General features: G+C 69.6%; 18 protein-coding genes. 9 read left to right on the top strand and 9 right to left on the bottom strand.

What is annotated here, in order from left to right; genetic code table 11:
* Positions 1-75 precede the first annotated feature (75 nt).
* From QN245_RS03460 to QN245_RS03475, 4 genes are all read left to right on the top strand, one after another.
* Positions 76-2,520, top strand: a complete 2,445-nt coding sequence (locus tag QN245_RS03460) for a GH92 family glycosyl hydrolase (RefSeq protein ID WP_317844576.1) — start codon at positions 76-78, stop codon at positions 2,518-2,520.
* Positions 2,521-2,595: 75 nt separating this feature from the next.
* Positions 2,596-3,771: a LacI family DNA-binding transcriptional regulator gene (locus tag QN245_RS03465; RefSeq protein WP_202394601.1), complete on the top strand. Its 1,176-nt coding sequence runs from the start codon at positions 2,596-2,598 to the stop codon at positions 3,769-3,771.
* 125 nt (positions 3,772-3,896) lie between these two features.
* Positions 3,897-4,346 (top strand): DUF2231 domain-containing protein, encoded by a 450-nt coding sequence (locus QN245_RS03470; RefSeq protein WP_160966026.1) that lies wholly within the window; start codon positions 3,897-3,899, stop codon positions 4,344-4,346.
* A complete protein-coding gene (locus tag QN245_RS03475) occupies positions 4,339-5,643 on the top strand; it encodes a PQQ-dependent sugar dehydrogenase (protein ID WP_317844577.1) in 1,305 nt (434 codons plus the stop codon). The genes QN245_RS03470 and QN245_RS03475 overlap by 8 nt, the downstream gene beginning before the upstream one ends.
* Positions 5,644-5,849: 206 nt before the next feature.
* Here the strand turns inward: QN245_RS03475 and QN245_RS03480 are convergent, their stop codons facing one another.
* A complete protein-coding gene (locus tag QN245_RS03480) occupies positions 5,850-6,932 on the bottom strand; it encodes a macro domain-containing protein (protein ID WP_237475269.1) in 1,083 nt (360 codons plus the stop codon).
* Between the two features lie 536 nt (positions 6,933-7,468).
* Here QN245_RS03480 and QN245_RS03485 point away from each other — a divergent pair.
* Together QN245_RS03485 and map are read left to right on the top strand one after the other, a co-directional pair.
* A complete protein-coding gene (locus QN245_RS03485) occupies positions 7,469-7,681 on the top strand; it encodes a ParD-like family protein (RefSeq protein ID WP_010340731.1) in 213 nt (70 codons plus the stop codon).
* A complete protein-coding gene (gene map / locus QN245_RS03490) occupies positions 7,678-8,454 on the top strand; it encodes a type I methionyl aminopeptidase (protein ID WP_160966030.1) in 777 nt (258 codons plus the stop codon). The genes QN245_RS03485 and map overlap by 4 nt, the downstream gene beginning before the upstream one ends.
* A gap of 236 nt (positions 8,455-8,690) precedes the next feature.
* On the opposite strand, the gene QN245_RS03495 is transcribed toward map, so the two are convergent.
* Positions 8,691-11,822 carry a multidrug efflux RND transporter permease subunit gene (locus tag QN245_RS03495; protein ID WP_317844578.1) on the bottom strand — a complete coding sequence of 1,044 codons (3,132 nt, stop codon included), beginning with the start codon at positions 11,820-11,822 and terminating at the stop codon, positions 8,691-8,693.
* 15 nt (positions 11,823-11,837) lie between these two features.
* The gene (locus tag QN245_RS03500; protein ID WP_317844579.1) at positions 11,838-12,977 is read right to left on the bottom strand and encodes an efflux RND transporter periplasmic adaptor subunit; all 1,140 of its coding nucleotides are present in this window, start codon (positions 12,975-12,977) and stop codon (positions 11,838-11,840) included.
* Positions 12,978-13,131: 154 nt separating this feature from the next.
* Between QN245_RS03500 and QN245_RS03505 the strand changes: the two genes are divergently transcribed.
* A complete protein-coding gene (locus QN245_RS03505; RefSeq protein WP_160966036.1) occupies positions 13,132-13,863 on the top strand; it encodes a response regulator in 732 nt (243 codons plus the stop codon).
* A complete protein-coding gene (locus QN245_RS03510; RefSeq protein WP_317844580.1) occupies positions 13,860-14,963 on the top strand; it encodes an ATP-binding protein in 1,104 nt (367 codons plus the stop codon). Before QN245_RS03505 ends, QN245_RS03510 begins: the two co-directional genes overlap by 4 nt.
* On the opposite strand, the gene QN245_RS03515 is transcribed toward QN245_RS03510, so the two are convergent.
* Both QN245_RS03515 and QN245_RS03520 read right to left on the bottom strand, forming a co-directional pair.
* Positions 14,960-15,586 carry a cytochrome b gene (locus tag QN245_RS03515; protein WP_317844581.1) on the bottom strand — a complete coding sequence of 209 codons (627 nt, stop codon included), beginning with the start codon at positions 15,584-15,586 and terminating at the stop codon, positions 14,960-14,962. The two genes, QN245_RS03510 and QN245_RS03515, sit on opposite strands and share 4 nt — an antisense overlap.
* A 43-nt stretch (positions 15,587-15,629) precedes the next feature.
* Positions 15,630-16,223: a TetR/AcrR family transcriptional regulator gene (locus tag QN245_RS03520; protein ID WP_160966042.1), complete on the bottom strand. Its 594-nt coding sequence runs from the start codon at positions 16,221-16,223 to the stop codon at positions 15,630-15,632.
* Between the two features lie 424 nt (positions 16,224-16,647).
* On the opposite strand from QN245_RS03520, the gene QN245_RS03525 reads away from it, so the two are divergent.
* The gene (locus QN245_RS03525) at positions 16,648-16,803 is read left to right on the top strand and encodes a hypothetical protein (RefSeq protein WP_019796750.1); all 156 of its coding nucleotides are present in this window, start codon (positions 16,648-16,650) and stop codon (positions 16,801-16,803) included.
* 30 nt (positions 16,804-16,833) lie between these two features.
* Here QN245_RS03525 and QN245_RS03530 read toward each other — a convergent pair whose 3' ends face one another.
* The 4 genes from QN245_RS03530 to QN245_RS03545 form a co-directional block, all read right to left on the bottom strand.
* A complete protein-coding gene (locus QN245_RS03530) occupies positions 16,834-17,073 on the bottom strand; it encodes a DUF1653 domain-containing protein (RefSeq protein ID WP_184447256.1) in 240 nt (79 codons plus the stop codon).
* A gap of 119 nt (positions 17,074-17,192) precedes the next feature.
* Positions 17,193-18,182, bottom strand: a complete 990-nt coding sequence (locus QN245_RS03535) for an MBL fold metallo-hydrolase (protein WP_317844582.1) — start codon at positions 18,180-18,182, stop codon at positions 17,193-17,195.
* 296 nt (positions 18,183-18,478) lie between these two features.
* Complete coding sequence (locus QN245_RS03540; RefSeq protein ID WP_317844583.1) at positions 18,479-21,652, bottom strand: bifunctional cytochrome P450/NADPH--P450 reductase; 3,174 nt, start codon at positions 21,650-21,652, stop codon at positions 18,479-18,481.
* The gene (locus tag QN245_RS03545) at positions 21,649-22,563 is read right to left on the bottom strand and encodes a TetR/AcrR family transcriptional regulator (RefSeq protein ID WP_317844584.1); all 915 of its coding nucleotides are present in this window, start codon (positions 22,561-22,563) and stop codon (positions 21,649-21,651) included. The genes QN245_RS03540 and QN245_RS03545 overlap by 4 nt, the downstream gene beginning before the upstream one ends.
* Positions 22,564-22,566 lie beyond the last annotated feature (3 nt).

Below are 22,566 nucleotides of genomic sequence, written 5' to 3' on the forward strand. Positions count from 1 at the left end.
GGCCGGGCTACCGTTTTCGCCGTCCACGACTGCGCCGTCGCGTTTACGCAGCCGTTCACCACAGGATCCCATCGCATGACGTCGTCCTTGCTGCCTTGCGTGCTGCGCACGTTCGCCCTGTCTTTGCTGCTGGCCACGCCGGCGCTTGCCGCCGCGCCGCGGCCCAGTGCCGAGGTCAACACCTTCATCGGCAGCAAGGACGACGGCAACACCTTCCCCGGCGCGTCCGCCCCGTTCGGGATGATCCAGGTCAGCCCGATCGGTGCGCACTACGCCGGCTGGCGCTACGACGACCCGCAGATCCGCGGCTTCGGCCATTCCTTCCTGTCCGGCGCCGGCTGCTGGGAGCAGGGCGGGCAGGTCTCGGTGCTGCCGGTGACCGGGCGCATCGGTCCCGGCGGCGATTTCGACACGGCCGATCCGAAGGCGTTCGACCATACCCGCTACGGCGCACGCTACCAGCACGACGGCGAGCGCGGCCAGGCCGGCTACTACAAGGTGCGGCTGACCGATTACGGCGGCATCGACGCCGAAGCCACTGCGCTGACCCGCGCCGCGGCCGAGCGCTATACCTTTTCCACCTCGGGCGACGGCCACGTGCTGGTCAACATCGGCCAGGCCAACGCCCGCCACACGGTCACCGGCAGCACCCTGACCGTGGTCGGCGACCGCGTGGTGGAAGGCAAGCTGGTCACCCAGAGCTTCTGTGGCGGCCACCAGTACACCACCTGGTTCCGCCTGGAATTCGACCGCCCGTTCAAGGCCTTCGGCACCTGGGGCGAGGCCGGTGGCGTGCCGGGATCGCGCCATGGCATGGAGGGCGAGGGCAAGCCCAGCGGCGCGTGGCTCACCTTCGACTTGAGCAAGGGCCGTGCGGTCACCGCCATCTCGGCGATCTCGCACGTGGATGCCGAGGGCGCGCGCAACAACCTGCGCAGCGAGGGCATGGCCAATGGCCGCCTGCTCGGCTTCGACGCCATGCGCGCCCGTGCACAGCAGGCCTGGGACAAGGAACTGGCCAGCGTGCGCGTGCGCGGCGGCAGCGGCGACGACCGCGTGGTGTTCTACACCGCGCTGTACCACTCCCTGTTGCAGCCGCTGACCGGCAGCGACGCCGATGGCCGCTACCGCGGCTACGACGACGGCATCCACCACGCCGACGGCTGGACGTACCACGAGTTCTTCTCGCTGTGGGACACCTACCGCGCGCAGAACCAGTTGCTGGCCCTGCTCAAACCGCAGCGCGCCGCGGACATTGGCCGTTCGATCCTGGCGATCAACGCGCAAGGCGGTTGGCTACCGCGCTGGGGCTATGCCAACTTCGAGAGCAACGTGATGACCGGCGACCCGGTCACGCCGTTCCTGGTCGACCTGTGGCGCTTCGGCGCGCTGCAGGGCCGCGAGGCCGAGGCCTACGCGGCGCTGCGCCGCAACGCCTTCGAGATGCCGCCGTTGAATTCGCGGCACGCCGGGCGGTCCGGCAACGCCAACTACCTGGCGCAGGGTTTCGTGCAGTACGACCGCGCGTTCCCGTCCAAGGGCATGGACGTCGACCCGCACCACGGCGGCTCGGCGACGCTGGAGTACGCGCTGGCCGACTGCGCGCTGTCGACGATGGCCGGCGCGCTGGGCCACGCCGAGGACGCGGCGGTGCTGAACCGCCGCGGGCGCAACTGGCGGACGGTGTGGGATCCGTCGGTGCGTGACACGGACACCGGCTTCACCGGCTTCCCGCGGCCGCGCACCGAAGATGGCGCGTGGTACACGCCGTCGGATGGGCATTACGATCCGCGTTCGCAGCACGGCTTCCACGAAGGCACGGCCTGGCAGTACCAGTGGCTGGCGCAACAGGACGTGCCGGGCCTGGTGGAGGCGATGCACGGGCCCGAGCAGGCCGCGCGCCGCCTGGACGCGTTCTTCGCCTACGATGCGCTGCTGGCCGACCCGGCCGGCGCTGCGCGCAAGGAATGGGTGGTGGGGCCTTACAGCTACTACAGCCAGTTCCGCTACAACCCGAACAACGAGCCCGACCTGCACGCGCCGTGGATGTACACGCTGATCGGCCAGCCGTGGAAGACCAGCGCCGTGCTGCATGCGGCGCAGACGTTGTTCACCAATGCGCCGAACGGCGTCACCGGCAACGACGACCTGGGCACGATGTCGGCGTGGTATCTGTTCAGCGCCATGGGCCTGTATCCGGCGGTGCCGGGCACCGGGCAGTTCCTGCTGCACGCGCCGCGCTTCTCGCGTGTCGAACTGGACGTGGGGCCGGGTCGTACGCTGCGTATCGACGCGCCGCAGGCCGGTGACGGCAAGCTGCGCTACGTCGGTGGCGTGTCGCTGGATGGCCGCGCACACGCGCCGGTGTGGCTGGACTGGTCGCAGTTGCATCAAGGCGGCCGCCTGCGTTTCGACCTGCGCGATGCGCCGCAGCCGCAGGGTTGGGGGACGCAGCCGCAGGATCTGCCGGTGTCGCCGTGCGCGGCGCCGCCGTCCGCCGCCAGCCTGGGCTGGCGCTAAGTCCGTGCCGTCTCGCGGCAGGCGCGCGCAGCCGATGGTTTAGGCTGGGCGCCTCGCCCGAAGGGAATCGATCCGATGCGCCAGAAGCGTCCACCCGGAACCGGATCCGCAGGCTCCAACGCTGCCAAGGTCGCCGCGCGCAAGGCGGCGCCGGTTGCGGCGGAGCATGCGGACAAGGCGAAAAAGGCCGCAAAGACCGCACCGGTCGCCGCCGCGCGCGACCGTCAGCGCGTCGTGACCGTCACCGACATCGCCGAGGCGGTCGGCGTCTCGCGCGCCACCGTCTCGCTGGTGCTGCGCGGCAGCCCGCTGGTGCATGCCGACACCCGCGCGCGGGTGGAAGCGGAACTGAAACGGCAACGCTACGTCTACAACCGCGGCGCCGCGAACCTGCGCCGGCGCACCTCGACCTGCGTGGCCCTGGTCATCAACGACCTGGCCAACCCGTTCTTCGCCGAATTCGCCGCCGGCGTGGACGAGGCGCTGGGTGAGCAGGGCTACGTGACCCTGCTCGGCAGCACCGGCGAATCGCCCGCGCGGCAGCAGGCGGTGCTGGGCTCGCTGATGGAACACACCCCGGCCGGGGTGATCCTGTCGCCGGCCGAGGGCAGCGACGCCGCCGAACTGCACACGGTGCTGGATGCGCGCGCGAACGTGCTGCTGTTCAATCGCGAACTGGCCGGTGCCGACGACTGGGGCTTTCTCGGCCTGGACAACCAGCGCGGCGCACAACTGGCCACCGAGCATCTGATCGCGCTCGGCCACCGTCGTATCGCGTTCTACGGCGGCCATGCCGATTCCAGTTCCTGCAGGCAGCGTCGCGCCGGTCACGCGCAGGCGATGCGGCAGGCCAAGCTGCCGGTCGACCCGGCGTGGCTGATCGAGTCGGCACCCAATCGCCTGGAAGCGGCCGCACGCCACGGTGAACTGTTCGCCCACGACGCGCCGCCCACCGCGGCGGTCTGCTACAACGACACAGTCGCGCTGGGCCTGATGCTGGGCCTGCTCGCGCGCGGCATCCGTCCGGGCCTGGACTTCGCCATCACCGGTTTCGACGACATCCCCGAGGCCGCGGTGAGCACGCCGGCGCTGACCACGCTCGCTGCGCAACCACGCGCCCGCGGCCGCCAGGCGGCGCAGCTGGTGCTCGCACAACGGGAGGCAGGCGTCGCACCACGCAGCACCATCGCGCCAGTGACGTTGTGCGTACGCGAGAGCAGCGGCGTGCGGATCGCGGCGAAGGGGCGCTAGCCGATCGCGACACCCTCTAGACGTGGAGGGGCAGATAGTGAGTCGCGTCACCGGAGCGGAGTGTTCCGCGGTCCCACGGTGACTGGGCGATTCGCCTCCTCCCTCCTTTCGTCGAGAGCTGTCTCATGCATCCGCAGACCGCACCCGCACCACGCCGTTCCGTCGTGGCCAATGCCCTTTATGGCCTACTCAATCCCATTCCATTCGGCTGCTTCGTCGCCGCGCTGATCTTCGACGTCGTCTACGCCCGCACGGGCGTGATCCTGTGGACCAAGGCGGCCGCCTGGCTGATCGCGATCGGTCTGGTGATCGCCATCGTGCCGCGGCTGATCAATCTGGTGCAGGTCTGGATCACCGCGCGACGTTCTGCACTGCCGGTGGAGCGGCTCGACTTCTGGTTGAACCTGCTGGCGATCGTCGCCGCCATCTTCAATTCCTTCGTGCATAGCCGCGATGCGTATGCCGTGGTGCCTGCGGGGCTCTGGCTCTCGGTCGTCACGGTGGTGCTGCTTGCCATCGGGCATGTCCTCATCGCCATTCGCCGTCCCTTGCATGAGGAGTATGTCCATGGCTAAGCGCCTATGTATGTCCGCCGTGGCCCTGGCCTGCGCGATCTCCCTGGCCGCTTGCGGTGGCAAGGCCGCGCTCGAACCGGCGCAGCAGTCGGGCAACGCGCCACCGCTGCCGGAAGCCAGGAATTTCCTGTTGCCGCCGATGCAGGTTCCCGAGGGCGTGGGCTGGAAAGAGGGACAAACGCCCAAGGTGGCGGCCGGGCTGAAGATCGAGAAGATCGCGGGCGGCCTGATGCATCCGCGCCAGCTGTACGTGCTGCCCAACGACGATGTGCTGGTGGTGGAATCCAACTCGCCGGGCATGGAGCCGGTCACCACGCCCAAGCAACTGATCGCCGGCCTGATCCAGGGCCGCTCCGGCAAGAGCGCCAAGGGCGGCAACCGCATCACGCTGCTGCGCAGAGCCGCTGACGGCACATGGGAGCGGCACGTGTTCCTGCAGGGTCTGCACTCGCCGTTCGGTGTCCAGTTGATCGGCGATAGCCTGTACGTCGCCAACACCGACGCCATCATGAAGTTTCCCTATGTCGCCGGCCAGACGCAGATCAGCGCGGCCGGCACATTGTTCACCGATCTTCCTGGCACCATCGAGCACCATTGGACCAAGGCGCTGTTGGCGAGCCAGGACGGACGCAAGCTGTACGTGGGCGTCGGATCCAACAGCAACATCGGCGAGAACGGGCTGGACGTGGAGTACCGCCGCGCGGCGGTGCTGGAAGTGGATGTCGCCTCGGCCAGCAGCCGCATCTTCGCCTCGGGCATCCGCAATCCCACCGGACTGCAGTGGGAGCCACGGACGGGGAGGTTGTGGGCGATCGCCAACGAACGAGACGAGATCGGCGCCGACCTGGTGCCCGATTACCTGACCTCGGTGCAGGAAGGTGGCTTCTATGGCTGGCCCTACAGCTATTACGGACAGAACGTGGATACGCGGGTCAAAGAGCAGCGGCCCGACCTGGTCGCCAAGGCGATCAAGCCGGACTATGCGTTGGGTTCGCATGTGGCGGCGCTAGGCCTGTGGTTCACCCGCGGCGAGACGCTTCCGGCCAAGTATCGCGAAGGTGCGTTCGTCGCCGAGCACGGCAGTTGGAACCGCTCGCCGCTCAGCGGCTACCAGGTGGTCTACGTGCCGTTCCAGCATGGCCGTCCGGCCGGTCCGCCGCAGACCGTGGTCAGCGGCTTCCATTCGGAAGACGAGTCGCAGTTGTTCGGTGCCCCGGTCGGCCTGGCGCAGGACAAGGATGGCGCGCTGCTGATCGCCGACGATGTCGGTAACAGTGTTTGGCGCGTCAGCTTCTGACCGATCGCATGCTGTGCCGACCATCGGCAGGTGGGTGGAGTGATTCTGCGTGATGCGGTACCCAGCGCTGGCGCCGGCCGCTGCCGAAGTGGGGCGGCAGGCGCGGCACCCTGGGCGGCCGGAATGCAGAGGCCATGTGGAACGAAAAAGCGATCTGCCTGACTTTCGGCTCGGAACCGCGCTGATCCCACCCGACTGGCACGCCTTCAGTTCCAGCGTATCCAGTCCAGCGCCACCAGCATGCGGATCGCTTCGGCCAGCGCCTGTGGCGTCTGTTCGGAATCGGCCGTGTTTCTGGAAGCTAGCAAATGCGCATGCAGTTGTTGCGCATGGAGCGCCTGCCCGGGATGCGCCGCCTGCAGGCGGCGCGCGGCCTGGAACACCGTCATCATGTCCTCGGCCTGGTCGGTGTTCCTGATGCGCGCGAACAGGTCCACGGCCTTGGCGATCTCGGCCTCGTAGGGCGCATACGCTGCAGCGAACCGGGCATGCTCGGTGTCGTACTGCGGCGACGCGTGCAGCGCCATCGTCCGTCCCTGCGGCTGTTCGTGCAGCCAGTTGCGGTTGGCCAGGTCGGTCAGGATCGGCCGGACGTCGCCCTGGCGCGGTCCGCGGCCGGCATTGCCGAACGTCAGCCCGGTCGGCACGCCCAGTTCGGTCATGGCCCAGCAGAGCTTCTGGAACAGGGTGCGCCCGACCGGCCGCGCCTCCGGCCGGGTTTGCAGCCGCCGCAGCACTTCCATGATCGCGACCCAGCCCGGCTGGGTCGCCGTGCGTTTGCCGGTGCCCTCGGCCGAGGCGTTTGCCGGCTGCGACAGGAAGGCGGGCTCGAGCTGCGCCAGCGGCGTGCCGTACGGTGCGTAGACCTCGATGTCGACCGGCAGGTGCGCCAGCGTGCGGTAGATCAGCGGGCCGACATCGTCCCAGGCCAGTCCGCCATTGCCGCAGCCGAGCGGCGGCAGGGCAAGACTGCGCACGTCCCATGCGCGCAGATGCGCGGCGAGATAGTCCAGCCCTGCGGCGATGTCCTCGAGCCGCGATGGCGAGCGCCAGTGGCGCTTGGTCGGGAAGTTGAGAATGCGGGTGCCGCTGGCTTCCGCATAGAGATAAGGTTCGCCGATGCGCACGCGGCCTTCGCGGCAGCGCACGGCATAGTCCTCGAACATGGCCGGGTAGCGCCGTTTGAACGCCTGTGCGATGCCCTTGCCCATGATGCCGGCGCAATTGACCGCATTCGCGTAGACGTGGGCGTGGCTGGCGAACAGGTCGCCGATACGTGCCTTGAGCATGGTGCGATCCATCGATGGAGAAATCCCGTGGGCAACGACGACCGCATGTCCGCACTGGGCAGGGCGCGCCGCGTGTGCGGATGGCGCCATTTACGGCCTGGCCCAGGCAGGCGGGGCAAGGAGGCGGATGCTGACGTCAGCGCATGTGCGCTTCTGGCTGTCCTGCAGCCCGGGCGGCCAGAGGGCGGCCAGGGCAGCAGCGGGGAGCGCGCAAGCATGCGGCTGCGGCGTCTCACTTCCTGAGATCGGGCGACGCCAGGAAACATGCGGCGACGCCGATCAACGGCAACGATCCGCTGCCATGGGAGCGGCTTCGGCGACGGGCGTTACAGGGGATGCCTCGTCGCGGACGAAGCCGCGCCCATAGATGCGCTTCCTCTGCCGCTTGAAGGTTCCCTGGTATCTGGCAGGTGGCCTACGTGGTGGCCAACGCTGCTCGGTCGTGACGCGGTGCATTGCGCCGTTAGCGGAGTGCCGGCTTGTCGGTAATATATGGAACGTATACGATGCATATATTCATCGCATCGGGAGCCACCATGGGCATCGTCAACATCGACGACGACCTGCACGACCAACTGCGTCGCGCCTGCACCGTGACCAGCCGCTCGATCAACGCGCAGGCCAATTTCTGGATCAAGGTCGGCATGCTGTGCGAGATGAACCCGGAGTTGTCGTTCCAGGACATCGTGGCGCGCGAGCTGCGTGCGGCGGGGGTGCGGCCGCAGGCGGTGACACCGGGGCGCACGTGATCAAGCGGCCGGACGAGCTGGCGCTGCTGGCCGAGTCCGGGCGGCTGCTGGCGCAGGTGTTCGCACGGCTGGACGGGATGTCCTTGCTGAGTCGCAGCACGCTGGAGCTCAACGACCTCGTCGAACGGATGATCGTGGACGAACTGGGCGCACGGCCCGCGAGCAAGGGCCAGTACGGTTTCCCGTTCGTGCTCAATGCCTCCATCGACGACGTGGTCTGCCATGGCGTGCCGTCGGCCGACGATGTGCTGCGCCACGGGCAGATCGTCAATCTGGACATCACCCTGGAGAAGCACGGCTACATCGCCGACTCCAGCACCACCTACCTGGTGGGCGAGGTGGGCTATCCGGCGCGGCGGCTGGTGCAGGCCGCGTACCAGGCGATGTGGAAGGGCATTGCCGCGGTGCGTCCGGGCGCGCGGCTGGGCGACATCGGTCACGCCATCGCGCGGCATGCGCGCGCGCATGGCTACACCGTGGTCAAGGAATACTGCGGCCACGGCATCGGCCGCGCCATGCACGAGGAACCGCAGATCCTGCACTACGGGCACGCCGGCACCGGCCTGGAGTTGCGCGAGGGCATGGTGTTCACCATCGAGCCGATGCTCAACCAGGGGCGCGCGGCGATCCGCGCATTGCCCGAGCAATGGCCGGTGCATACGCGCGACGGCAAGCTCTCTGCGCAGTTCGAGCACACCGTGGCGGTGACCGCCAGCGGCGTGCGGGTGCTGACCTTGCGGCCGGGCGAAGTGCCGTTGTGCCGGATGGAGTGAGGACGGCGATCGTGTGGATGCGAACGATGCTGCGCACCGGTGGGAGACGACCTTCTCGTCATGCCTGGTCGCGTCGTGGCCGAAGCCGCTCCCACAGGTGCGGCACTCGCCTTGTCGGAGGACTGCACTGTGGGAGGGACTTCAGTCCCGACGACGGAGGGTGTCAGTCGGCTTTCGGCTTCGCTTGTCGCGGCTGCACGACAATTGACTGCCGCAATGGCAGCGGCAGCGCCGGTCTAATTCTCGGCTGACGCATCGCCGCCGCGTCGCGCACGCCAGCGTGCCACCCGCTCCTGCAGCCCCACCACGCAGACGAAGAACGCCGGCACGAAGAAGATCGCCAGCACGGTGCCGCTGACCATGCCGCCGAACACGCCGGTGCCGATGGCGTGCTGGGTCTCGGCGCTGGCGCCGCTGGCCAGCATCAGCGGCACCACGCCCAGGGCGAAGGCGAGCGAGGTCATCAGGATCGGGCGCAGGCGCAACCGTGCGGCATTGGTCGCCGCCTCGACCAGCCCCTGGCCGTCGCGGTGCAGTTGCCGGGCGAACTCGACGATGAGGATGGCGTTCTTCGCCGACAGGCCGATGATGGTGATCAGGCCGACCTTGAAGAACACGTCGTTGGGCAGGCCGCGCAGCATCACCGCGGCCACCGCGCCGAGCAGGCCCAGCGGCACCACCAGCAGCACCGACAGCGGGATCGACCAGCTCTCGTACAGTGCCGCCAGCACCAGGAACACCACCAGCGCCGACAGCAGCATCAGCAGCGGCGCCTGCGCGGCCGACTGCCGCTCCTGCAGCGATTGCCCGGTCCAGGCCACGGCGAAGCCGGGCGGCAGTTGCGCGGCCAGCCGTTCCATCTCGGCCATGGCCGCGCCGCTGGACACGCCGGGCGCGGCGCCGCCGGCGATGCGCACGGCCGGGAAGCCCTGGAAGCGCATCAACTGCTGTGGGGCGTCGGTCCAGCTGGCGCGCACCACTTCGCGCAGTGGCACCATGCCTCCGCTGTCGCTGCGCACGCGCAGGCCCAGCACGTCGTCCAGTTGCATGCGCGACGCGGCGTCGGCCTGCAGGATCACCTGCTGCATGCGCCCGGCGTTGGGGAAGTCGTTGACGTACAGCGAGCCCATCGCCGCCGACAACGTAGTGCTCACCGTAGCGAACGACAGGCCCATGGTCTCGGCCTGCTGGCGATCGATCTCCAGGTGAATGCTCTTGCCCGGCGGCAGGCCGTCGGCATAGACATCGCTGACCACGTCGCTGCGCGCGGCCAGGTCCAGCAGTTGTGCTTGCGCGGCCATCAACGCCGCCTCGCCGCGGTTGCCGCGGTCCTGCAGGTACACGGTGAAGCCGGAGGAGGTGCCGAGCTCGTCGATGGCCGGCGGCAGCAGGCTCATCACCGTGCCTTCGGGCAGGGTCGCCATCGCCTGCTGCGCGCGCTCGGCTTCGTCGCGCGCGCTGGCGCCGTGGCGCTGGTCCCAATCCTTGAGCATGGTGAAGGCCATGGCCGCGTTGGTGCCCGAGCCGGAGAAGCTGAAGCCGAGGATCACCAGGTTGGAGGCCAGCGCCGGGCGCGTGGCGACGTGCCGCTCGAACGCCTTGACCACGTCCAGGGTGCGCTCGCTGGTGGCGCCGGTGGGCAACTGGATCGAGGTCATGAAATAGCCCTGGTCCTCTTCGGGCAGGAACGCCGAGGGCAGCACGCGCATCGCCAGGACCAGCGCCACGCACAGCGCCGCGAACACCGCCATCACCCGCCCGCCGCGTCGCAGCAACCAGGTCACGCGCGTGGCGTAACCGCCAGCCAGGCGCTCGAAGCCACGATTGAACGCGCCGAAGAAGCCGCGCTTGGCGTGATGGCCGGGTGCGACCGGACGCAGCAGGGTGGCGCACAGCGCCGGGGTCAGGGTCAGCGCCAGGAACGCCGAGAACAGGATCGACACCGCCATCGCCAGGGTGAACTGCTGGTAGATCACGCCCACCGAACCGCTGGCGAAGGCCATGGGGATGAACACCGCGGTCAGCACCAGGGTGATGCCGACCACCGCGCCGGTGATCTCGCGCATCGCCTTGGTCGTCGCCTCCCGCGGCGGCAAGCCTTCGCTGGCCATGATCCGTTCTACGTTCTCCACCACCACGATGGCATCGTCGACGATGATGCCGATCGCCAGCACCATGCCGAACATGGTCAGCACGTTGATGGAGAAGCCGGCCAGCAGCATCACCGCGAAGGTGCCCAGCAGCGCGATCGGCGCGACGATGGCCGGGATCAGTGTGTAGCGCACGTTCTGCAGGAACAGGTACATCACCAGGAACACCAGCACCATCGCCTCGAGCAGGGTCTTGAGCACCTGCTTGATCGAGAGCTTCACGAACGGCGCAGTGTCGAACGGGATCGAATAGGTCATGCCCGTCGGCATGCTCGCGGCCAGTTCCGCCAGGCGTTCCTTCACCGCCTGCGCGGTGCGCACCGCATTGGCGCCGGGCGAGAGCTGGATCGCCGCGCTGGTGGCGGCGGCGCCGTTCTCGCGGTTGGAGAAGCCATAGGACTGCGCGCCCAGTTCCACCCGCGCCACGTCGCCCAGGGTCACCCGCGCGCCGCCGCTGTCGGCACGCAGCACGATGGCAGCGAACTGCGCGGGCGTGGTCAGTTGCCCGGCCACGGTCAGCGGCACGGTCAGGCGTTGCCCGCGCACGGCCGGCTCGTCGCCGAGGCGGCCGGGCGCGATCTGCGCGTTCTGCTGCTCGATCGCCTGCGCCAGCTCGGTCATGGTCAGGCCGTAGGCGACGAGCTTGTCCGGGTCCACCCACACGCGCATGGCCTGCTCGGCGCCGAACAGCTGCACGCGACCGACGCCGTCGATACGCCGCAGTTCCTGCACGATGTTGCGCGCCAGGTAGTCGTTGAGCGCCACTTCGTCGTAGCGGCCGTCGGGCGAGGTCAGGCCGACCAGCATCAGGAAGCCGGACGCGGCCGATTCCACCTGCAGGCCGTTCTGCCGCACCGCCTGCGGCAGGCGCGGCTCCACCGCCTTGATGCGGTTCTGCACGTCCACCTGCGCCAGCTCCGCATTGGTACCGGGCTTGAAGGTGGCGGTGATCTGCGCGCTGCCGGAGGTGTCCACCGTGGACTCGAAATACAGCAGATTCTTGACCCCCGACAGCTCGCGCTCGACCAGGCTCACCACCGAGTCGTTGAGGGTCTGCGGCGTGGCGCCGGGGTAGGACGCGATCAGCGACACCGACGGCGGCGCCACCGAGGGATAGCGCGCCACCGGCAACTGGCCGATGGCCAGGGTGCCGAACAGCACGATGAACAGCGCGATCACCCAGGCGAAGACCGGGCGCTCGATGAAGAACTGCGGCATGGCGGCGTCCCCTGCTCAGTCCGCGGCCGCGGCCGCGGTGGCGACGGCCGGCGGCTGCCACGCGCGTGCCTTCACCTTGGTACCGGTGCTGAGCCGGTCGATGCCTTCGACCACCACCTGCTGCCCGGCCTGCAGGCCGGCGACGACGCGGTAATGCCCCTGCACCAGTTCGCCCAGCTGCACCGTCGCGTTGCGCGCGCGCGCGTCGGCGTCCAGCACCCACACCTGCGCATGCTTGCCGACATGGGTGACCGCCTGCTGCGGCACGCGCAGCGCTTGCGCGTAGTGGGCACGCGGCACCCGCGCCCGCACGTACATGCCCGGCAGCAGGCGCCGCTGCGGATTGTCGACGAGGATGCGCAGCAGTACGTCGCCGGTGCCGGCATCGACGTTGATGCCGGAAAACAGCACACGCCCGCTCAGCCCCGAGGGCAAGCCGCTACGGTCGAGGATCTGCGCCGGCAGGCCGTCGCCGGCGGCGGCCGGGTCCAGCGGGTCCAGGTCGGCGGCGGACTGGCGCACGTCGACGTAGACCTGGTCGATCTGCTGGATCACCGCCATCGGTGCGCTGTCGCTGGGCGAGACCAGCGCGCCCTCGGTGAGCAGCGCCTGGTCGATGCGGCCGTCGATGGGCGCATCGACGGTGGCGAAGGCCAGGTCCAGGCGCCGCCGTGACAGCGTCGCCTTGGCCTCGGCGACCGCGGCGGCGGCCTGGGTACGCTGCGAGACGGCATCGTCGTACATCTGCCGGCTGACCATGCTGGATTCGACCAGCCGCTGTAGCCGGGCATGCTGCACGTCGGCCAGCACCTGCGCGGCCTGGGCGCGATGCAGTGCGGCCGCGGCGGTGTCCATCTCGGCCTTGAACGGTGCCGGGTTGATCTGGAACAGCGCATCGCCGCGCCGCACGTCAGCGCCCTGCTCGAAGAAGCGGCGCTGCACGATGCCGCCGACCTGCGGACGGATCTGCGCGCTGCGCACCGCGGCCACGCGCCCGGGCAGGTCCACGCTCACCGTCATCGGCGCCGGGCGCAGGGTCATCGCAGTGACCTGTACCGGCGCGGCCACCGCCTGCGGCGGCGCGCCACCGCCGCAGCCGGCCAGGGCCAACGCCAGCGCGCCACCGATTCCCAGAGTCCGTACCTGTTGCCGCATGCCCATGCCTCGTGCCTCGTCGCTGCCGCCGCGGATACGGCGACGCCAAAGCCGCGCATGGTCGCGGCCGCGGGTTGCGCGGCGTTCGATGCTGTGTGGAGATATGATGGAGATCCGCGCCCGTCCGGGCCGATGCGCCTTTCGCCGCCACGCCATGTCCGTTTCCTCTCCGGGCGCCACCGCGCCCGCGTCCGCGCCGCTGGTCCTGATCGCCGAAGACGAGAGCGAGATCGCCGAGATCCTGATCGCCTACCTGGCGCGCAGCGGGCTGCGCACCGCCCACGCCGCCGACGGCCGCGCCGCGCTGGAACTGCACCTGGCGCTGGATCCGGACCTGATCCTGCTGGACGTGCAACTGCCGGCGGTGGATGGCTGGAAGGTGCTGGCCGAACTGCGCCACCGCGGCGAAACGCCGGTGATCATGCTCACCGCGCTGGACCAGGACATCGACAAGCTGATGGGCCTGCGCCTGGGCGCCGACGACTACGTGGTCAAGCCGTTCAACCCGGCCGAGGTGGTGGCGCGGGTGCAGGCAGTGCTGCGGCGCATCCGCGGCAATGGCGCCGAGGAGGCGCGCAGCCTGCGCGTGGGCGCTTTCCATGTTGACCTGGACCAGCACGAGGCCAGCGTGCGCGTGGGCGAAGACCGGCACACGCTGGACCTCACGCTCACCGAGTTCAAGCTGCTGGTGCGGCTGATGCGCGCACCGAAGCGGGTGTTCAGCCGCGCCGAACTGCTCGACGCCTGCCTGCCGGAAGGCGACACCCAGGAGCGCACCATCGACAGCCACATCAGCAAGCTGCGCAAGAAGCTGGAGGCGCTGGGCGTGCAGGGCACGCCGGCCAGTGTGCGCGGCGTCGGCTATCGGTTCGGAACCGGCGCATGAGTCGCGCCACTGGGCTGCGCCGCCAGGTCATCCTGTCGCTGGGCGCGCTGGCGCTGTGGATCATCCTGCTGTCGGTGGTCGGCTCCTACGTGTTCTACGCGGTGGCGGTGGCCTACCAGCCGGACAGCATCTCCGACACCTGGGTGCCGTCGCGCGTGGAGATGATGTGGATGGGCGCCACCGCGGCGCTGGCCGTGGCGATCGCGGTGGCGGTGGCGGTGCGGCTGTCGCGGCGCATCCTCACCCCGTTGAACTCGGTGGCGCACAGCCTGCGCGAAGTCGCCCAGGGCAATCTGCATGCGCGCGCGAGCATGGACGCGCATGCGCTGGGCGAGACCGCGCAACTGGTGCGCGACTTCAACGCCATGGCCGATCGCCTGCAGGCGATGACCCGCGAGCGTGCATTCTGGAATGCCGCCGTCGCCCACGAACTGCGCACGCCGGTGACGATTTTGCGCGGGCGCCTGCAAGGCCTGGCCGAGGGCGTGTTCGCGCCGGACGTGGCGGCGTTCGAGAGCCTGCTGCGGCAGGTCGAAGGCCTGAACCGGCTGATCGAGGACCTGCGCGTGCTCAGCCTCACCGACAGCGGGCATCTGGAATTGCAGTCGGCACCGGCCGATCTTGTCCAGGAAGTGGAGGCGGTGCTGCATGCGTTCGCCGCCAGCCTGGACGCGCGCGGGCTAGTGTTGGAACCCACGCTGGCGCTGCGCACGCCGGTGCTGTGCGACGCGGTGCGCATCCGCCAGGCGCTGATGGCGCTGCTGGAGAACGCGCAGCACTACGCCGAGCCGGGTCCGCTGCGGGTCGGCGTGCAGGCGCAGGCCGACCAGTGCGTGCTGTTCGTGGAAGACACCGGCCCCGGCATCGCCCCGGAGATCGCCGCGCGCGTGTTCGACGCGTTCCGCCGCGGCGATCCGTCGCGCTCGCGCAAGAGCGGCGGCAGCGGCCTGGGCCTGGCCGTGGTCAAGGCGATTGCGGTAGCGCACGGCGGCGATGCGCTGTGCCTGCCCGCCGGCAGCGGGACGCGGTTCGAGGTGCGTTGGCCGTTGGCGTCGGGGGAGGCCGTGGCCCGCGCGGCGCAGGTGCCGGAGCGACGCTAGGCGCGCTTTGCTTCAGGCGGCGACACGTTACCGCGCACACGCGCCACGCGCCACGGCAGCATGCGGGTCAGTACATCGTCGCGCCGTACCCAGTGATGGAACAGCGCTGCAGCCACGTGCAGCACCACCACCACCCAGGCGATCCACTTGCCGATGAAGTGGTGCACCACGTCGATCGGCGCTTCGAACGCTTCCCAGCTGAGGTGCCAGGTGCGGCTGATCCAGGCGAACAGCGCGGTCTCGTTGAAGCCGGGGATGCGGAACAGGCCGAGGTCGGTCGGCGCGCCGGTGCCGATGTAGCCGGTCAGCGGCATCACGATCAGCAGCGCGTACAGACCCACGTGCGCCAGGTGCGCGAGCCGGTGTTCCAGCGCCGTACCCGGCGGATCGTCCGGCTGCACGTCCAGCCAGCGCCATAGCAGCCGCGGAAGCACCAGTAACCCGACCAGCAGGCCCAGCACCCAGTGCAGGTTGAGCACCGGCAGCGAGGTGTCCGAGGTGTCGTCCATGAACCAGATGACGTAGTACACCACCGCATACGCACCGATGAAGGCGGCGGCGGTGGTCCAGTGGAACAGCTTGGCGAGGGCGCCGAAGCGCTGTGCCGTGTTGCGCCAGTGCATGTGCGTGGTCCTGGGTGGGAGGCGAAGAAGAGACGCGGCGCGCTCAGCGCGCGCGCAGGCTGTCGAGCAGCCGGTCCAGCGCGTCCAGCGCATCGGCCAGCCGCGCATGCAGGTCGGCGTCGGGCTCGGCGATCCAGAACGCCGCCTCGGTGATTGCGCCGTAGAGCATGCGTGCCATCACCCCGGCATGCAGCGGCGCCACCGTGCCGGCGGCGATCAAGGCTTCCAGCGCCGCCTGCAGCGCGGCGATCCCCACCGACTGCGCGGCCGGCGGCACGTCGCCGAAGGCGGCGCGCGCGTCCTGCAGGATGATCCGGCGGATCTCCGGCTCCAGCGCCAGTTCCAGGTAGGTGCGGCAACGGCGGCGGAAGCCGTCCCACGGCGTGGGCGCCGCGTCGGACACCGCCTGCAGGCGCAGGCCCACCTCGGCCTCGATCTGCTCGATGACCGCGATGAGCAGGCCGTCCTTGCTGCCGAAGTGGTGGTACAGCGCGCCGCGGGTGAGGCCGGCCTCGGCGGTCAACACGTCCATCGAGGTATGCGCGAAGCCGTGCGTGGCGAACGCCTGCCGCGCCGCGGCCAGCAGGCTGGCGCGGGTGGTTTCGATCATCTCGCGGCGGCTGCGGCGCTGGTGCACGGGGATATCTCATTCACATACGCGGTGTACGTTATTTGCGTACAGGGCGTATGTCAACGCGCCTCGGTTGGGTTCGATGCGCGCACGACAGGGATGGCGACGCGCCAGCCGGCACGCCATTGCGCCCCGAAGGCGTGTGCCGCTCGGGTGGTGCGCCGTGTGCCGCGAGTGCCTCTTCCAGGTTCCAGGCCTCGACAGCGAGGCGATCGCGGCGTGTGGAGTGCGATGGGCTGCGACCGGAGTAATGCCGCTTGGCGCGAAGGCCGTCGCAGGGGCGCTGATCGAACGGGTCAGGACCGACCGATGAATCCGGTCGTCGTGCGCTCGCGATGCGCGCGTGGTGCCGACTCCGCTCGCGCGCTAGCCAAGGCCTTCACTGCGTGTGTGGTCTGGTGACCGCTGTGCAACCGAATTGGAGTGTCGAATGGACACCACGCTGATGCCCTGGGTCGCCGGACTGTTCGTCCTGCTCATCGCCGCGATGCTGTATCTGGTGACGCGCGCCAAGAAGAACCGCAACCGCCCGGCGCAGGATCACGCCGCGACCAAGAGCGACGTGGACAGCGCGTCCAAGCGCTAGCGCGTCGCGTCAGACGTGGCGGCCGCGCGCTCAGGCCTCCGCGTCGATCGGCGCGAAGCGCGGGCGGCGCACGCCGTCGACCTCCACCTGCTCGACGAACATCGGGTACGGCCGCACCCACATCGCGCCTTCACCGTAGAGCGGCCGGTACAGCACCAGCGGCTCCAGCGTCTCGCTGCTGCGGACCACGCCCAGCACCTCGTACTCGCCGCCCTTGAAGTGGCGGTAGCGGCCCAGGGCGATGGAAGGCAGGGGGCTGAGGTCGCGCATGCGGGTCTCCGGAAGAGTGGGGCGTGGAGTGTAGCCGGGCTCCACGCGCGACTACTGGCGTAGCGCGGCGGGCGAACGTCGCGTCGCGCCGCTCGCCGGGCGATGGCGGTGCGCGAACCCTATGGCGCGGAATCGGCGAAGTCGAACGCCTGCCCGGGCTCGGCGGCGACGAAGCCGGCGGCGGCGATGCCCGCCAGGTGCAGTGCCGCGGACAGCGCCTCGCGCGGCGCCTCACGGCCTTCGTCGGTGAGCTGGAAGGTGCCCCAATGGATGCCGAGCGCGTGCCGCGCGCCGGTGTCCTGGAAGATCCGCACCGCTTCGGTGGGGTCGATGTGCTGCGGCGCCATGAACCAGCGCGGCGCGTAGGCACCGATCGGGATCAACGCCACGTCGGGCGCGCCGTGCCGTTCGCGGATCTCGCGGAAGATGGCGCCATCGCCATAGCCGGTGTCCCCCGCGAACCACACCGACCCCCGTGCCGTCTCGATGAAGAAGCCGGACCATAGCGCCATCCTGCGGTCGGCGATGCCACGGCTGGACCAATGGTTGGCGCGGGTCAGCGTCGCCGTCGCGGTGTCGCCGATCGGCAGCCGCTCATGCCAGTCGCCGGTGGCGATGCGCGCATCGGGAACGCGCTTGCGCAACAGCACGTCGTTGCCCAGCGGCATCACGAACAGGGGATGGTGCGCGTCGTGCAGCTTGCGCAAGGTCGTCAGGTCGAAGTGGTCGTAGTGGTTGTGGCTCAGCAGGACCGCATCGATGGGGGGCAGGTCTGCGAAGCGGATGCCTGGTGCCGTCACCCGCTTGGGCCCGGCGATCTGCGAGGGGCTCGCACGCTGCGACCACACCGGGTCGGTGAGCAGATTGAGGCCACCGGCCTGGATCATCAGCGTGGCGTGGCCGACCATGGTGATGCGCAGGCCGTCGTGCCGCTGCGCCGGCACAGCGGGTGTCACCGGCACCTGCGCGGGCCAGCGCACGGCGCCCATGGCGGCTTTCCAGCGTAGGACCTTGCTCAATGCGTTGTCGATGGTGGGCTGGTCCGGGTTGAAGAAGCGCACACCGTCGAAATGGTCGCTGACGGGGCCGCGGTAGTAGGGGTTGGCCATTGAGGCGCGATCCAGGCGATGCATGGGGAAGGGGAAGGTTACGCGTCCGCGGCGCAGGCGTGCGTGTGCGCCTGCCTCAGTTGCCGCCGCAGGTCTCGAGGTGGAACGTGGCGGTCTCCAGCGCAGTGCTGTCGAACCAGAGGCACGCGATGATCTTGCTGATCATCTGCACGCTCCTGCGTGGGCGCGCATGGCACGAACGAACGCCGCCAGTGCCTGGCTGCTCGCCAGACCGCCCGGGACGACCACAGCCGCGGGCGGCCGCCGCCATTGCTGTCCCTCAGACCGCCGCACCGTCACGAGAAGATATCCGCCACGTAGCGGCCGTGTTCGCGTTCCATCCGATCGGCCCAGGCGTTGGCCGCGTCGGCGCCGACGCCCATGCTGTCGCGATAGATGCGTACGAAGGTGTCGCGCACCGCCGGCGCCATGTGCTCGCCGTCGCCGCAGACGAACACGGTGGCGCCTTGCTGGAACAACGCCGACACGCGCTCGCGGTCCTGCCACATGCGGTGCTGGACATAGGCGATGCCGTCCTGCGGCGCTTGCGAGCAGGCCAGGCGCACATCGACCACGCCCATGTCCTGCCAGCGTCGCAATTCGTCCTTGTACAGCCAGTCGACGTCGGGATGGTCGATGCCGAAGAACAGCAACGCCTCGCCGACGGCGCGGCCGCCGGCCTTCTGGATCGCGCGCTCCTGCAGGAAGCCATGGAACGGCGCGATGCCGCTGCCGGCACAGACCAGGATGATCGGCGTGGCCGGATCTTCCGGCGGGTGGAAGCTCGCCTGCGACGGCCGCACCGCAACCGACACCAGCGCGCCCGCATCCAGGCCGGCCAGGTAAGTGGAGGCCACGCCGCGGCGTCGCCCCATTCCCGACAGCGCCGGTGCGTCGAGCACGGCCACGGTCAGCGAGCACTGTGCCGGGTCGCGCAGCGGCGAGGAGGAAATGGAGTATTGCCGCGCGCGCATGGCCGGCAGCGCGCCGAGGAATGCGCCCAGCGCCAGCTCACAGGCGGGGAAGCGCTCCAGCAGATCGAGCAGGCTGGTTTTCTTGGCGAGCACCTCGTCGGTGTAGGCCGGCTCGACGGCCAGCCTTTCCAGCGCGTCGCGATCGGGCGGGCAGCGCGTGGCGGCCGCCAACTGCACGATCTGCGCGCGCGTGGCCGGTTGCGCCAGTTCCACGTAGTCGGTGAGGACCTGCGCCAGCGCGACCGGATAGCCGCTGGGCAGGCTGGAGGCGGCGCCAGGACGCTGGCCGATGACGACCTGCGTATCGCTGGCAAGGCCGAAGCGGCGCAGCACGCGCTCGACCTGCGCGGCGGGGTTGCGCGGCAGCACCGCCAGATAGTCGCCGGTGCGATAGCGCATGCCATCGGGCAGCGCGATCTCGATGTGACGCTTGGAGCGGGCGAACGGTGCGGACATGTCGACCAGTTCGCGATTGTCGACGATGCGTCCCTGGTCGAGCTCGGTCAGGCGCAACGCGTCGAGTCGGGCGGAGGGGACGATGTCCACTTCCAGCGCGTGCGCGGTCTGCTCCAGCGCCGCCTTTCCCAGTGCCTGCCCCAGATCCGTCCACAGCTCGGCGTACCAGGCATCGAAGCCGCCGAAGAAATCGCCGCCGGCGTCGGTTTCGCCGCGCGGCCTGAAGCGCGTGGCGCCCGCCGCCTCCAGTGCGGCATCGACGCGTTTCGGAATCGCCTGGTAGGTGCGCGCCCATTGCCGGTTGCCCGATCCGAACACGGCGTAGCGCACGCCGGCCAGATCGCCGGCCGCCAGGGTGTCGATCCAGTCCACGAAGCGGCGCGCGTTGTCTGGCGGCTGGCCTTCGTAGGAAGAGGTGACCACCACCACCGCGCCGTCGCGCGGCAGGCGCCCGACATGCTCGTCCAGCGGCGCGACCACCGGTGCGTACCCTTGCGCGGCCGCATCGCCGCCGATGCGCTGCGCGAAGGCTTCGCACGAACCGGAATTGCCGCCGTACAGCACCAGCAGCGGCGTGCCCGATGCGGTGCCGGCGGGGACCGACGTCGCAGCAGGCGCCAGCGGTTTCTGCGGCGCCGTCGGCAGCGCGCTGCGCGCGCGCACCGCGACATCGGCGCGGCGGCGCGCGCGGATGCGGAAGCCGTCCGGCTTCAGGGTCAGGGTTTCGGCGACCTTGAGTTGGTAGTTCGGATCGACCATGTCCAGGTCGAAACGTTGCAGGATCATCGTCAGCACCAGCTGCGCTTCCTGCATCGCGAAGCCGCGCCCGATGCAGGCGCGCACGCCGTTGCCGAACGGTTTCCAGGCATTGGGCGGGAGCCGTTCGGCCGCCTCGGGCGCGAAGCGCTCCGGGCGGAAGGCTTCCGGTTCCTCCCATACCTTCGGATCCCGATGCAGGGTGGGAATCAGCACCAGCAGCGTGTCCTGCGGCGTCACCGCATAGCGGCCGGCCAAGGTTGTCGCTTCGCGCGCGGCGACCGCGAACGCCGGTGCGGTCGGCCACAGCCGCAGGGTTTCCTGCAGGATCTGTTCGATGTAGCGCAGCCTGGCCAGGTCCTCGACCTGCGGCGGCTGCGTGCCCAGCGCGGCGTCCACCGCCTGGCGCGCCTGCGCCAGCGCCGTCGGATGGCGCAGCAGCAGGTAGAGCGCGAACGACAGCAGGCCGCTGGTCGTTTCGTGGCCGGCGATCAGGAAGGTCACCAACTGATAGCGGATGTTCTCGTCCGACAGTCCGTCCCCGGTCGCCTGGTCGCGTCCGTACAGCATCAGGTTCAGCAGGTCGTCGCGCGAGGCCGCGGCGGGGTCGGCCCTGCGCTCGGCGATCAAGGTGTCGGCGACGCCGCGGATCATCGCCAGGTCGGCCTCGTAGCGGCGCCGGCCCGGCGCCAGCAGGCGATTGGCCAGGTCCGGTCGACGCGCACGCACACCGGCTTCGGCCAGGGCGCCCACCATCGCTGCGACGAAGGGATGCATCTCGTTCTGGTAGAAGCTGTTGAAGCGGTAGTCGAACGCGCACAACGCGATCGTGTCGAGGGTCAGCCGGGTCATGTTGTCGGCCACGTCGATCACCGCGTCCGGGCCGAACCGTTCCCAGCGTTGCAGCATCTGTTCGGCGATGTCCTCCATGCGCCCGAACATTGAGCGCACGCCGATCGGACCGAACGCGGGCATCAGCAGCCGGTGCGCCTTGGCCCAATTGGGCTCGTCGTTGTAGGCGGTGAACAGCCCGTCGCCGCCGAGGTCGCGCAAGGCCTGCAGCGGACGGTGCAGCTTCTTCGCGAAGCGGCTTTCGTCGCAGACCTCGTCCACCAGGTCCTGTCCGCTCAGCACGGTCAGCGACAGCGGGCCGCTGTGCAGGCGAAAGATCGGGCCATGCACCTGGGCCAGCCGCATCAGGCTCTGCACAGGCGCATCCGCATCGAGATGGTGGAAATTGCCGAGCAGCGGCAGCGAACGCGGTTGCGGGATGGCCTGCGTCATGGGGTGCCTTCCTGGGGAGAGTGCGATGGGGCGATCGGTGCGGGATCGACGCCGGGATGCGGGGCATGCAGCAGGGTGGCGAGCACGGTCTCGACCAGCCGCGTCCGCGCCTCGCCGGGCCCAATTTCCGGCGCCAGCCGTGCCAGCAGTTGTGGGAACTCCGGCGGCTGGCTCAGCATGCTGTTGAGCAGCACGAAGAACAGCGCCGGGTGCGTCGCCTTGACGATGCCGGCCTGGATTCCGGCAAGGATCAACGCCTGGCCGGCGGCATAGGCCGGGCGCAGCAACTGCTCGGTGACCACGGCAGCGCGCTCGGGGCGTTCGGAGACCACCCGCGCCACGAAGTCGCGCACCGCCGGATGGGTGTCGTAGAAGGCGGCCATGAGCAGGATCGCATCCGCCAGCCGCTCAGGCAGCGCGCGCGTGGCGTCCGTGGTCAATTGCGCCATCGCCGCCAGCCGCGGCCGCAGGGCCTGCGCGAACTGGTCCACGCAGGCGTCCCACAACGCGGCCTTGCTGCCGAAATGCACGCGCACCAGGTTCGGGCTCACCCCCGCAGCGGCCGCGATGCTGCGGATGTCGGCGCCGTCGAATCCGTACCGGGCAAAGGCGCCGGATGCGGCCGACAGCAAGGCCTGGCGGCCATCGGGCTGGTCCTTGGTCGGGCGGCCGCGAGGACGAGGGCGGTGGGGCTTGGGCGTCGTCATGGTGACGACGATAAAAATGTCCAGCTGTACATTTACGAACTTGCGTGCCCGCCTCGCGGCTTCGTTCAGCGAGTAGTTGCGCCCGGCGCGCGGGGCTGGATCACATTGCGGTGCGGATGCGGATGCGGATGCGGATGCGGTGAATGCGAGGCGCCGTGCCGGTGCCTTGGTCGCGCGGCGATCGCGTGTCGCGGCCGCCAGCACCGA

It is taken from the genome of Xanthomonas rydalmerensis (assembly GCF_033170385.1).
GTDB classification, from domain to species: domain Bacteria; phylum Pseudomonadota; class Gammaproteobacteria; order Xanthomonadales; family Xanthomonadaceae; genus Xanthomonas_A; species Xanthomonas_A rydalmerensis.

What these genes read in the sequence shown, in the direction of transcription:
- QN245_RS03485 (WP_010340731.1), top strand. Translation starts at nt 7,469, where the DNA reads ATGGGCATCGTCAACATCGACGACGACCTGCACGACCAACTGCGTCGC.
- QN245_RS03495 (WP_317844578.1), bottom strand. Translation starts at nt 11,822, where the DNA reads ATGCCGCAGTTCTTCATCGAGCGCCCGGTCTTCGCCTGGGTGATCGCG.
- QN245_RS03525 (WP_019796750.1), top strand. Translation starts at nt 16,648, where the DNA reads ATGGACACCACGCTGATGCCCTGGGTCGCCGGACTGTTCGTCCTGCTC.
- QN245_RS03470 (WP_160966026.1), top strand. Translation starts at nt 3,897, where the DNA reads ATGCATCCGCAGACCGCACCCGCACCACGCCGTTCCGTCGTGGCCAAT.
- QN245_RS03540 (WP_317844583.1), bottom strand. Translation starts at nt 21,652, where the DNA reads ATGACGCAGGCCATCCCGCAACCGCGTTCGCTGCCGCTGCTCGGCAAT.
- QN245_RS03480 (WP_237475269.1), bottom strand. Translation starts at nt 6,932, where the DNA reads ATGCTCAAGGCACGTATCGGCGACCTGTTCGCCAGCCACGCCCACGTC.
- QN245_RS03510 (WP_317844580.1), top strand. Translation starts at nt 13,860, where the DNA reads ATGAGTCGCGCCACTGGGCTGCGCCGCCAGGTCATCCTGTCGCTGGGC.
- QN245_RS03475 (WP_317844577.1), top strand. Translation starts at nt 4,339, where the DNA reads ATGGCTAAGCGCCTATGTATGTCCGCCGTGGCCCTGGCCTGCGCGATC.
- QN245_RS03460 (WP_317844576.1), top strand. Translation starts at nt 76, where the DNA reads ATGACGTCGTCCTTGCTGCCTTGCGTGCTGCGCACGTTCGCCCTGTCT.
- QN245_RS03500 (WP_317844579.1), bottom strand. Translation starts at nt 12,977, where the DNA reads ATGCGGCAACAGGTACGGACTCTGGGAATCGGTGGCGCGCTGGCGTTG.
- QN245_RS03505 (WP_160966036.1), top strand. Translation starts at nt 13,132, where the DNA reads ATGTCCGTTTCCTCTCCGGGCGCCACCGCGCCCGCGTCCGCGCCGCTG.
- QN245_RS03515 (WP_317844581.1), bottom strand. Translation starts at nt 15,586, where the DNA reads ATGCACTGGCGCAACACGGCACAGCGCTTCGGCGCCCTCGCCAAGCTG.
- QN245_RS03530 (WP_184447256.1), bottom strand. Translation starts at nt 17,073, where the DNA reads ATGCGCGACCTCAGCCCCCTGCCTTCCATCGCCCTGGGCCGCTACCGC.
- QN245_RS03535 (WP_317844582.1), bottom strand. Translation starts at nt 18,182, where the DNA reads ATGGCCAACCCCTACTACCGCGGCCCCGTCAGCGACCATTTCGACGGT.
- QN245_RS03465 (WP_202394601.1), top strand. Translation starts at nt 2,596, where the DNA reads ATGCGCCAGAAGCGTCCACCCGGAACCGGATCCGCAGGCTCCAACGCT.